Annotated in this window: 11 protein-coding genes; 7 read left to right on the forward strand and 4 right to left on the reverse strand. The window is 70.5% G+C overall.

The features are described 5' to 3' along the window. Positions 1–604, reverse strand: a 604-nt coding sequence (locus ABZE72_RS12690) for a 3-alpha,7-alpha,12-alpha-trihydroxy-5-beta-cholest-24-enoyl-CoA hydratase (protein WP_372729401.1), incomplete at its 3' end; no start/stop codon positions are given. Between the two features lies 1 nt (position 605). After that, positions 606–2,357: a 3-oxosteroid 1-dehydrogenase gene (gene kstD / locus ABZE72_RS12695; RefSeq protein WP_372729402.1), complete on the reverse strand. Its 1,752-nt coding sequence runs from the start codon at positions 2,355–2,357 to the stop codon at positions 606–608. 35 nt (positions 2,358–2,392) lie between these two features. Between kstD and ABZE72_RS12700 the strand changes: the two genes are divergently transcribed. The 7 genes from ABZE72_RS12700 to ABZE72_RS12730 all read left to right on the forward strand — a co-directional run bounded on the left by ABZE72_RS12700 (position 2,393) and on the right by ABZE72_RS12730 (position 8,951). After that, positions 2,393–3,181: a 2-keto-4-pentenoate hydratase gene (locus tag ABZE72_RS12700; RefSeq protein WP_372729403.1), complete on the forward strand. Its 789-nt coding sequence runs from the start codon at positions 2,393–2,395 to the stop codon at positions 3,179–3,181. A 10-nt stretch (positions 3,182–3,191) separates the two neighbouring features. Continuing rightward, complete coding sequence (locus ABZE72_RS12705; RefSeq protein WP_372729404.1) at positions 3,192–4,100, forward strand: acetaldehyde dehydrogenase (acetylating); 909 nt, start codon at positions 3,192–3,194, stop codon at positions 4,098–4,100. 1 nt (position 4,101) lies between these two features. Next, positions 4,102–5,181, forward strand: a complete 1,080-nt coding sequence (gene dmpG, locus ABZE72_RS12710; RefSeq protein WP_372729405.1) for a 4-hydroxy-2-oxovalerate aldolase — start codon at positions 4,102–4,104, stop codon at positions 5,179–5,181. Positions 5,182–5,287: 106 nt separating this feature from the next. Continuing rightward, on the forward strand, positions 5,288–6,454 hold the full coding sequence (gene hsaA / locus ABZE72_RS12715; RefSeq protein ID WP_372729406.1) for a 3-hydroxy-9,10-secoandrosta-1,3,5(10)-triene-9,17-dione monooxygenase oxygenase subunit: 1,167 nt from the start codon (positions 5,288–5,290) through the stop codon (positions 6,452–6,454). 1 nt (position 6,455) lies between these two features. Beyond that, positions 6,456–7,340, forward strand: a complete 885-nt coding sequence (gene hsaD / locus ABZE72_RS12720; RefSeq protein WP_372729407.1) for a 4,5:9,10-diseco-3-hydroxy-5,9,17-trioxoandrosta-1(10),2-diene-4-oate hydrolase — start codon at positions 6,456–6,458, stop codon at positions 7,338–7,340. Positions 7,341–7,395: 55 nt separating this feature from the next. Beyond that, positions 7,396–8,298, forward strand: a complete 903-nt coding sequence (hsaC, locus tag ABZE72_RS12725; RefSeq protein ID WP_372729408.1) for an iron-dependent extradiol dioxygenase HsaC — start codon at positions 7,396–7,398, stop codon at positions 8,296–8,298. Between the two features lie 14 nt (positions 8,299–8,312). Continuing rightward, positions 8,313–8,951 carry a flavin reductase family protein gene (locus tag ABZE72_RS12730; RefSeq protein WP_372729409.1) on the forward strand — a complete coding sequence of 213 codons (639 nt, stop codon included), beginning with the start codon at positions 8,313–8,315 and terminating at the stop codon, positions 8,949–8,951. On the opposite strand, the gene ABZE72_RS12735 is transcribed toward ABZE72_RS12730, so the two are convergent. Beyond that, positions 8,930–9,559, reverse strand: a complete 630-nt coding sequence (locus ABZE72_RS12735; protein WP_372729410.1) for a hypothetical protein — start codon at positions 9,557–9,559, stop codon at positions 8,930–8,932. The genes ABZE72_RS12730 and ABZE72_RS12735 overlap by 22 nt on opposite strands. Continuing rightward, positions 9,556–11,118, reverse strand: coding sequence for a hypothetical protein (locus tag ABZE72_RS12740; RefSeq protein ID WP_372729411.1), 1,563 nt, complete (start codon positions 11,116–11,118; stop codon positions 9,556–9,558). Before ABZE72_RS12740 ends, ABZE72_RS12735 begins: the two co-directional genes overlap by 4 nt. Positions 11,119–11,382: the final 264 nt, after the last annotated feature.

Below are 11,382 nucleotides of genomic sequence, written 5' to 3' on the forward strand. Positions count from 1 at the left end.
CCGGGTCGGCGTGCAGCGGGTTGCGGTCGCCGCAGAGTCGGTAGAGCAGGGCCTGCTGCGGCGTCACGTCGTACGTCGCGTCGGCGTCGGGCTCGCGGTCGGGCACGGCCACGCTGGTGGACTCACCACGCTCGCCACCCCAGCCGCCCTCGCCACGCACGAAGATCGACGACAGCGTGGTCCACAGCACCTCGCCGGTGGGCGACGTGGCGACCCCCTCCTGCCAGATGACGGCGGCCTTGCCCTTGTCCCAGACGTCGATGATCCGGGTGTTCACCGTCGCGGTGCCCGAGGTCGGCAGTGGGCCGGTGACGCTGATCGACTGACTGCCGTGCACGACCTGGCTCAGGTTGATGTCGCACCCGGGCAGGTCCAGCGGGGGCGGGTCGGTCTCGTGGAACGTGGGCGCGACGATGCCGAACGACGGCAGCACCTGCAGTGCCGGTCCCTCGACGGTGTAGCTGAGCGCCACGGGGGAGAGATTGTCGCCCGGAGCCGCACCGGCGCCGATGCCGAGGTGGTAGAGCAGGACGTCGCTGGAGTTCCAGGAGAACTCACGGTCGCCGAGGTCGGCGCCGATGGCGACGGACGGATCGATCGGCATGTCAGCTCTCCTGCTGGGTCGGCGCGCCGGTGGCGGTGGTCGTGGCCGAGGCGGCGATGTCCTCCGCGGCCAGGTACCCGAAGGTCAGGGCCGGCCCGATCGTGGCGCCCGGCCCGGCATAGGTGTGGCCCATCACGGCGGACGACACGTTGCCGGCGGCGTACAGGCCGGGGATGACCTCGCCGTCCGGGCGGAGCACTCGGGCCCGCTCGTCGGTGACCAGCCCGCCCTTGGTGCCGAGGTCGCCGGGGACGATCTTGACCGCGTAGAACGGTCCCTGGTCGATCCGGTGCAACGACGGGTTCGGCGACACCGTGGGGTCGGAGTAGTACTGGTCGTAGGCGCTCTCGCCGCGGTGGAAGTCGGCGTCGACGCCGGTCTCGGCGAAGCCGTTGAACCGCTCCACGGTCTGCGCGAGTGCGTCGGCCGGTACGTCGATCTGGTCGGCGAGCTCGGCCAGCGAGGCGGCCTTCTTGACCGTCCCGTACTTGTACCAGCGCCCCGGGAAGGGCTGGCGCGGGGAGAGACCGGCGAACAGGTACCGGTTGCGATAGCGCTGGTCGATGATCATCCAGCTCGGCACGTGCGGGACGCCGGTGGCCTCGCCCTTGTGGATCTCGTGCACGGCCTCGACGTACGGCAGCGCCTCGTTCATGTAGCGCTGTCCGGCGGAGTTCACGATGATCGAGCCGGGCAGGTTCCGCTCGGCCAGGCAGAACCACGGTCCGGACGGCAGCGGGATCGTCGGACCCCACCAGGCGTCGTCGAGCAGGTCGGTGCCCGCCCCTGCGGCCACCCCGGCCAGCAGGCCGGCGCCGGTGTTGAACTCGGACCCGGTGGTCCAGTCGATCGAGGCGGGGGAGGGCTGGTGCTTCTCCCGGAGCTCGAGGTTCCGCTCGAATCCGCCGCTGCCCAGGATGACGCCGCTCCGGGCCCGGACGACGTGCGTCTCGCCGCCGCGCAGGACGCGCACCCCGACCACCCGGCCGTCCTCGATCACCAGATCGGTCAGCTCGGTCTCGTAGTGCACCGGCACACCGGCGTCGATCAGCCCCTGGCGCAGCCCGATCGCCAGCGCACTGCCCATCGCGTACATCTTGCGGCCGAGCGCGAGGCTGACCAGCCGGCGCAGCAGCACCTTCACCATGGTCAGCGGGCCGCGGAGGGTGCGCAGCCCGAGGCTGATCTTGCGGAAGTCGGCCTGGGTGACGATCAGGTTGGCCGGCGCCTTGCTGTACGGCGGGTGCAGGCGGTCGAGCTCGTCGCCCAACGAACGGGCGTCCAGCGGGACCGGCTCCACGCTCCGGCCGGCCGAGCGGCCGCCGGGGGCCTCGGGGTGGTAGTCGGAGTAGTCCGGCACCCAGGCGAACCGGACCGGCGTACGAGCCTTGAGGAAGTCCATCACCTCGGGTCCGCGGTCGATGTAGGTGTCGCGGCGGACCTGGGGCACGACGTCGCCCACGATCGAGGCGAGGTAACGCTTGGACTCCTCGGGGGCGTCAGCCTGTCCGGCCTCGCGCAGCGCGTAGTTCCCCGGGATCCAGACGCCACCGCCGCTGCGGGCCGTGGAGCCGCCGAAGTAGGCGCTCTTCTCCAGCAGGACGGTGTCGAGACCGCGGGCCGAGGCGGCGAGGGCGGCGGTCATCCCGGCGCCGCCGGCACCGACCACGATCACGTCCACGGTGCCCGGCAACGAGTCCGGCACAGAGTCCGGCGACGAGTCCGGCTGACCGCCGGAGTGGGGGCTGCTCATGGCGCAAAACTGTAACAGGTTCTAGCATGGGGTCCATGCTCTCCGACGACCTTCGCCGCGAGGCGGCTGCCGCGCTGGCTGACGCCGAGTGCCACCAGCGCCCGATCGCGCCCCTGCGCGAGACCTATCCCGACCTCGACGTGGTGGACGCCTACGAGATCCAGCTGATCAACATCCGGCACCGGCTGGCGGTCGGGGCCACGGTGCACGGCCACAAGGTGGGCCTGTCGTCGAAGGCGATGCAGGAGATGATGGGCGTCGACGAGCCCGACTACGGCCACCTGCTCTCCGACATGGCGCTCTTCTCCGAGCGTCCGGTCAGCACGGGTCACTACTGCTACCCCCGGGTGGAGGTGGAGGTCGCGTTCATCCTCGGTGCCACGCTGCCCGGCGAGGACTGCACCGAGGACGACGTCATCGAGGCCACCGAGTACGTCGCCCCCGCGATCGAGCTGATCGACAGCCGGATCGCCGACTGGAACATCCGGATCGGCGACACCATCGCCGACAACGCCAGCTCGGCCGGCTACGTCCTCGGCGAGGCGCGGGTGCGTCCCACCGACCTGGACCTGCGCACCATCGACGCCCGGCTGATCTGCAACGGCGAGCAGGTGGCCGAGGGCCGCTCGGACGCCGTCCTGGGCAACCCGGTGACCGCGGTCGCCTGGCTCGCCCGCAAGGTCGCCTCGTTCGGCGTCACCCTGGAGGCCGGCCACGTGATCCTTCCCGGCAGCGTCCACCGCGCCATCGACGCCCGACCCGGCGACGACTTCGAGGCCGTCTTCGACGGGCTCGGCACTGTCCAACTGTCCTTCACGGACTGAGAGGAACCCCATGTCCCGCAGCAAGCTCACCGCGGCCATCGTCGGCCCCGGCAACATCGGCACGGACCTGCTCTACAAGCTGCTCCGCTCCGACGTGATCGAACCCCGCTGGATGATCGGGGTCGACCCCACCAGCGAGGGCCTGAAGCTGGCCGCCGACCGTGGTCTCGTGGCGTCCCACGAGGGGGTCGACTGGCTGCTGAAGCAGGACGAGCTGCCGGACCTGATCTTCGAGGCCACCTCGGCGTACGTGCACCGCGAGTACGCGCCTCGCTACGAGGAGGCGGGCATCCGGGCGATCGACCTGACCCCCGCCGCGGTCGGACCCGCGGTGATCCCGCCGGTCAACGGCGAGGAGCACGTGGACGCGATGAACGTCAACATGATCACCTGCGGCGGCCAGGCCACGATCCCGATGGTGGCCGCGGTCTCCCGCGCCGCCGCGGTGTCGTACGCCGAGATCGTCGCCTCGGTCTCCAGCCGCTCGGCCGGCCCGGGCACGCGCGCCAACATCGACGAGTTCACCCGGACCACCTCGGCCGGGGTCACCACCATCGGGGGAGCCGAGCGGGGCAAGGCGATCATCATCCTCAACCCCGCCGAGCCGCCGATGATCATGCGCGACACGATCTTCTGCGCGGTGGCGCCGGACGCCGACCGCGACGCGATCGTCGCCAGCGTCTTCGCGATGGAGAAGGCGGTCCAGGAGTACGTGCCCGGCTACCGGCTGCTCCAGGAGCCGCAGATCGACGACCCGTCCCCGGCCACCCAGGGGCAGACCAAGGTCAGCATCTTCGTGGAGGTCGAAGGCGCCGGCGACTTCCTGCCGCCGTACGCCGGGAACCTCGACATCATGACCGCCGCCGCCACCCAGGTGGGGCAGAACATCGCCCGCTCGATCCTCGGCAAGGAGTCCTGACATGCACGAGCGCGACGCTCTCTCCCGCACCTGGTCGCAGACCCACGGCGGCGACCTGGACCTGCGGCTGACCGACACCTGCCTGCGCGACGGCTCGCACCACAAGCGGCACCAGTTCACCGGTCAGGAGGTGCACGACATCGTCGAGGCGCTCGACGCCTCCGGCATCCCGGTCATCGAGGTCACCCACGGCGACGGCCTGGGCGGCTCCAGCTTCAACTACGGCTTCTCGCGGACCCCGGAGCAGGAGCTGATCAGGATCGCGGCCGAGACCGCGAAGCGCGCGAAGATCGCCTTCCTGATGCTGCCCGGCGTGGGCACCAAGGACGACATCCGGGCCGCTCAGGACAACGGCGGCCAGATCTGCCGGATCGCCACCCACTGCACCGAGGCCGACACCTCGCGCCAGCACTTCGCGCTGGCTCGTGAGCTGGGTCTGGAGACCGTCGGCTTCCTGATGATGAGCCACACCCAGTCGCCCGAGGTGCTGGCCCAGCAGGCCCGGATCATGGTCGACGCCGGCTGTCAGTGCGTCTACGTCGTGGACTCCGCCGGCGCTCTGGTAATGGAGCAGACCGCCGACCGGGTCGCGGCCGTCGTCGCCGAGATCGGCCACGAGGCCACGGTCGGGTTCCACGGCCACGAGAACCTCGGCCTCGGCGTCGCGAACACCGTGATCGCCGCCCGCGCGGGGGCCACCCAGATCGACGGGTCGGTACGCCGCTTCGGCGCCGGGGCGGGCAACACGCCGCTGGAGGCCTTCATCGGGGTCTGCGACAAGCTCGGCTGGCGGACCGGGGTGGACTTCCTGCAGATCGTGGACGCCTCCGAGGACGTCATCAAGCCGGTGATGCCGGAGGAGTGCCAGCTGGACCGGATGACGCTGATGATGGGCTACGCCGGCGTCTACTCCTCCTTCCTCAAGCACGCGGGCAACGCCGCGGACCGGTACGGCGTCTCCGGCGCCAAGATCCTGCTCGAGGCCGGCCGTCGCAAGCTGATCGGCGGCCAGGAGGACCAGCTGATCGACATCGCCCTGATGCTCCGGGCCGAGGCGGACAAGGAAGCCGCGAACTCGTAGTCCGGGCCCCGCCGAGCCGCGCGCTGAGCGTGGATCTGTCGGGGTACTCGACCAAAACGAGAACGTGTTCTAGTATTCACGAGTCCGTACATGACAGGAGAAGTCGATGTCCAAGGCTGTGCTCGACGGGGTCCGTGACCTGCTGCCCTCCATCCGGGAGCGGGCCGACGAGGCGGAGCGCCTGCGCGTCGTCCCGGAGGCCTCGATCAAGGAGCTGGACGAGGTCGGGTTCTTCCGTCTCCTCCAGCCGAAGCGGTTCGACGGACTCGAGGCCGACCCGATCGACTTCTACACCGCGGTGCGTGACATCGCCGGCGCGTGCGGCTCGACCGGCTGGGTCTCCAGCGTGGTCGGCGTGCACCCCTGGCAGGTGGCGCTCTTCTCCGACGAGGCCCAGCAGGCGGTGTGGGGCTCCGACACCTCCACCCGGCTGAGCTCGTCGTACGCCCCGACCGGCAAGGCGGTCCTGACCGAGGGCGGCTTCACCCTCTCCGGCAAGTGGAGCTTCTCCTCGGGCTGCGACCACTGTGCCTGGGTGCTGCTCGGTGGGCTGGTGTTCAACGCCGACGGGCAGGTCGTCGACTTCCGGACCTTCCTGGTCCCGCGGGAGTCGTACACCATCAACGACGTCTGGAACGTCGTGGGACTGCGGGGCACCGGCTCCAACGACATCGTCGTCGACGAGGTCTTCGTCCCCGAGGCGTTCACGCTCTCGATGGGCGACACCGGCCGCTGCTTCGGCCCGGGTCAGGAGCAGAACACCTCCGACCTCTACAAGCTGCCGTTCCACTCGATCTTCACCGGCACCATCACCACCCCGATCATCGGGATGGCGATGGGTGCCTACGCCGAGCACGTCGAGATGCAGCAGAAGCGCGTCCGTGCGGCGTACCTGGGAGAGAAGGCCGCGCTCGACCCGTTCGCCGCGGTCCGCATCGCACGCGCCTCGTCCGACATCGACGCCTCGTGGGCGTTGCTGGTCAACAACATCCGCGAGGAGCAGGCGCACGTGAGCCGGGGCGAGAAGATCCCGCTCGGCCTGCGGCTCAAGGTCCGCCGCGACCAGGTGCTCGGCACCCAGCGCGCGATCGACGCGATCGACTCGCTCTTCGAGGCCTCGGGTGGGCGAGCGCTCGCCGAGGGCACCTACCTGCAGCGCGCCTGGCGCGACGCCCACGCGGGCCGCGTGCACGCCGCCAACGACCCCGAGCGGGCGCTGCAGATGTTCGGCGCCCACGAGTTCGGCCACAAGGTCGACCCGGGGATGTACTGAGTTGACCATCACGAAGGAGTCCACCCGCCGCTCGGCCAAGGCGGGCGCGCTGACCCTGAACTACCACGAGGCCGGGACGCCGACCGAGATCGGCGGCGGGCTCCCGCTGGTGATGCTGCACGGCGGCGGCCCCGGCGCCTCGGCCTGGTCGAACTTCGGCCCGGCGCTGCCGCACTTCGCCACCGGCTTCCGCACCCTGCTCGTCGACCAGCCCGGCTTCGGTGGCTCGGAGAAGCCCGAGATCGAGGGCAACTTCTACTCGTTCGCCGCCGATGCGCTGGCGGCGCTCCTCGACGAGTTGGGGATCGAGCGGATCCACCTGCTCGGCAACAGCCTGGGCGGAGGTACGGCGGCCCGGTTCGCACTGAAGTACCCGAAGCGGGTCGGTCGCCTGGTGTTGATGGGCCCCGGCGGTCTCTCGCTCAACCTCTTCCACGCCGACCCGACCGAGGGCATCAAGCGGCTCTACGAGTTCGGCGCGACCCCGACCCGCGACGCGCTGCGCGCCTTCATCTCGACCATGGTCGTCAACCAGGACCTGGTCACCGACGAGCTGGTCGAGGAGCGGTTCGCCGACGCCACCGCACCCGGGGCTCGGGAGGCGATGGCCTCGATGGGCGCCTCCTTCATGAAGCCCGACACCTTCGAGGACGGCTTCCTGTGGCGCGAGGCGTACAAGATCCGCGCGCACACCCTGCTCACCTGGGGCCGCGAGGACCGAGTCAACCCGATCGACGGCGCCTTCACCGCACTCAAGCTGATCCCGAAGGCCTCGCTGCACGTCTTCCCGAACTGTGGCCACTGGGCCCAGATCGAGGCCGCCGAGGAGTTCGCCGAGGTCGCGACGTCGTTCCTTGCCCGGCACGTCGAACGCCCCCGCCGATGAAGGCGCCGATGAAGACGCCGACGGAGTCGCCCATGAACTCGGAAGTGAGCACACGATGACGATCGACATCAGGTCCTTGGGCTACGTACGGGTGGAGAGCACCGACCTGGAGCAGTGGCGCCACTTCGGGGGCAAGGTGCTCGGCCTGGTGGAGGGGCGCGGACCGAACCCCGAGCACCTCTACTTCCAGATGGACGAGCTGTCGGCCCGCATCGTCGTGGTACCGGCCGAGCAGGACCGGATGGGGTGCATGGGCTGGGAGGTCGCCGACGGTCGTGCCTTGCGCGAGGCCGCCGAGCACCTGGAGAAGCACGGTGTCGAGCTGGACCGGGCGAGCAGCGAGGAGCTGGCCGAGCGCCGGGTCGAGGGGATGATCCGGTTCACCGACCCCTTCGACAACGTCTTCGAGCTCTTCCACGGGGCGACCTACGAGGCCCGCCCCGTGGTCACGCCGTACGCCAACCGGTTCGTGACCGGCGAACAGGGACTCGGGCACATCGTCGTCCCCGTGGGCGACGACGAGGAGGCGCTGCGCTACTACACCGAGGTCCTCGGTTTCCGGCTGCGCGACTCGATGCGGATGCCGGGGGAGTTCGTCGGCAAGGAGCCCGGCAGCACGGCCTGGCTGCGCTTCCTGGGGTGCAACCCGCGGCACCACTCGCTGGCGTTCCTGCCGATGCCGGACCCGTCCCGGTGCGTGCACATCATGGTCGAGGTCGACAAGCTCGACGACGTCGGACGCGCCCTCGAGCGGGTGCGCAAGCACCAGGTTCCGCTGTCGGCGACGCTCGGGCGCCACATGAACGACCAGATGGTCTCGTTCTACGTGCGCTCCCCGGGTGGCTTCGACGTCGAGTACGGCACCGAGGGCCTGACCGTCGACGACGAGAAGTGGGTGGCGCGGGAGAGCACGGCGGTCTCCTACTGGGGCCACGACTTCTCCGTCGGCCACCGGTGACTAACGTTGACGCCATGAGCGAGGCCAGCCGAGAGATCCCCGACGGGATGAGCCCGAATGCTCGGGAGACCTGGCCGAGCCCCGACCTGATCAACTCCTGGCTGGGCGACTTCGACTTCGACTTCGAGTTCCGACCCGGCGAGTCGAGCGGCGTCCATGCCGACGACCCGGAGGCGGTGGCCCAGGCGCGGCTGTTCCGCGACGTGCTGGGTCGGTTCGGCTCCGGGGTCACCGTGGTCACCGCGACCAGCGGTGGCGAGCCGGTCGGGATGACCTGCCAGTCGTTCTCGAGTGTGTCGCTGGACCCGCCGCTGGTGCTGTTCGTGCCGGCCAAGACGTCGCGGGCCTGGCCGCTCATGCAGCGCTCGGGCAAGTTCTGCGTCAACTTCCTCTCCGCCGACCAGGCCGAGCTGTCCAACACGATGGCCAGCCGGGGGATCGACAAGTTCGCCGACGTGACGTGGACTCCGTCCGAGGCCACCGGTTCGCCGCTGCTCGACGGTGTCCTGGGCTACGTCGACTGCACCATCCACGCGGTGCACGAGGCCGGCGACCACTACGTCGTGATCGGGCGCGTGCTGGACCTGGCCGCCTCCGACCTCGAGGACCCGCTGTTGTTCTACCGCGGCTCCTACCGCACCACCGACCGCTGAGGCTGCTGCTCAGGAGGGTGTCCCAGGGGGATGCCGTCGCCCAGCGGCACGACCAGGTGGGGATCGATCAGCCGGTGGGCGCGGGCGAGCTCGGTGCCCTCCACCGAGATCGTGGCCGTCACGTCGCACCGCCCGGTGCCCAGCCCGCTGAGCAGCCCGTCGCGGACCACCGCGGTGAGCGCCTCGACGTGCACGTCCACGCCGACGTCGAACCTCATCCGGGCCACTGTCTGGTCGAGGTAGACGACGTCGACGCTCGGGTGTCGGTGCAGGCTGAGGTCGTGGCCGGCCAGGTCCACCGCGTCGACCTCCGTGGTGCCGCGCGTTCGGTCGCCCGCCTCCACGAGCGCCTGGTACGTCGTCCAGCCGCGCAGCAGCACCTGCCCCACGTCGACCTTCAGGAAGTCGCGCGCGAGCTCGGCGATCTGGGTGGCGGCGGCCGCCCAGAGTGCGCTGCCGACGGACTCCAGCCCGGTGGCCGCCTGGTCCAGGGCGTGCGTCTCGACCAAGCGCTCCTCCAGGTCGACGCCGGAGGCCTCCAGGATCGCCAGAGCGGTCAGCGCGTCGGGGCTGGTCGGGCTGCCGGGACGCTGATCCAGGGTCGTCATCGCATCTCCACTCGGTGAGGATCGGCCTCGTCCCGGTGTGGAACGAGACGCAGGGTCGGCACGGTGCCGGTGTGTGGTCCCACGTGGGCCACGTCGAAGCTCAGGTCGGGGTGCGCGAGGAGGGCGGGGGCCGGCGCTCGAGGCTGCGTCCGTCGCCGGGTACGGCGGCGTACCTGCTGCTGGAGCAGCGCGGCGACCACCAGCAGGACCAGCACCACCAGGGCGGTGGTGAGCAGCGGCGACCAGCCGGCCGGGGCGGGGGTCGGTGTCGCGGCCACCAGTTCGAAGTCGGCGACCGCGGAGAGGGGCTCCGCCGACGCGCAGGCCTGGCACGCGTAGAAGGTGAACTCGCCTGGCTGGTCGTCCTCGACCACGAACGTGCCCTCGAAGGTCCCATCGTCCGTGACCGGGGCGAAGAGCAGGGCCCGGTCGCTCTCGAAGCTGAGGTCCTCGTCGCTGAAGACCAGCACCTCGGCGCGGCTGGGATCCCACCCGGTGCCACTGACCTGGACCGTGGTGCCCGGTGCGGCACTGGTCGGCCGGAGGGTCAGGGTGCGCTCCCCGGGGGGCGGCGGCGGGGACTGGATCGTGAAGGCCGCCTCGTCCTCCAGCCGATCGCCCTCGAAGCAGCGTTGACATGCCAGCCAGGTGTAGTCCCCGGGCTCCCGGTCCGGCACCGAGAGCACCGCCTCGAAGCTGCCGTCGGTCGTGCTGATCTCGTCGAGAGGTGCCGCCCCGTCCTCGAGGTCGCCCGGGTCGGCGTACACCGAGACGGGTCCGAGGTCGTCGTTCCATCCGACACCGGTGACCTCGACGTCGTCGCCGGGCTGACCGGCCTCGGGCAGGAGGGCGAGGGTGGGCGCCACGGGCACGGTCGGGGGTACGACCGTGAACACGACGGTGTCGTTCGGTGCGCCGTCTCCCTTCTCGCAGACCTGGCAGGCGATGATCTCCCGGGCGCCCAGCGGGAGTTCCGGGATCTCGACGTCCGTGGCGAAACCGCCACCTGACACCGGGGCCGTGGCCAGCTCGATCCGTCCCTCGGGCTCGGTGGTGACGGTGAACAGGGTGACCTCGCCGAGCCGGTCGCCCCACCCGGTTCCCTCGGCGACGATCGAGTCGCCGACGGCGCCGGACAGGGGGGTCAGCGTGAGTCGGTGGTCGAGGACGGGGGCGCTGGTGATCGTGAAGGAGGCGCTCGCCTCACCCGTGCGGCCGCTCTCGTCGCACCCCTGACAGGCGTAGAGCCGGTAGTCGCCCTCCTCCCGGTCGGGCACCGCGAAAGTGACGCTGAAGGTGCCGGCGGGGTCCGGCTCCGCTGTGACGAGTCTGTCCTCCCGCTCGAAGCTCTCCGAGATGTCGGGGTAGAGGTCGACGTCGCCGTTCTCGGGATTCCATCCGGTGCCCGTGAGCGTGATGACGGCGCCAGGGCTGCCGGAGGCGGGCGAGACCGTGATCTCCATGTGCTCGTCCAGCCATGCGTTCGTCGCGGCGGCGCTCGGGACCAGCAGGGCGGCCGTCAGCCATCCTGCGACGACGAGCCCGAGGCGCCCGCGCATCACCATCCCCCCACCACCCCCGCTTGGTGGAACCGTCGAGACGACGGCCTCCCTTCGAATGTGCGCCACCTGCACGGGTGTGTCAATCGGTGAGGTTCGATCACACCTATCCTGTGCCGATGCCCACGCACCCACTCTGGCGGCCGTTCCAGCAGCCGTCCGACGAGGAGATCGCCCGCGCACGGGTCCGGGAACACCGCCCGGAGAGCGTCGAGGTGGTGCCCCCCGACCCGACCTGGCCGGCGCAGTACGCCGCGTTGCGCC

The organism is Nocardioides sp., from assembly GCF_041600255.1.
Classification (GTDB): Bacteria; Actinomycetota; Actinomycetes; order Propionibacteriales; family Nocardioidaceae; genus Nocardioides.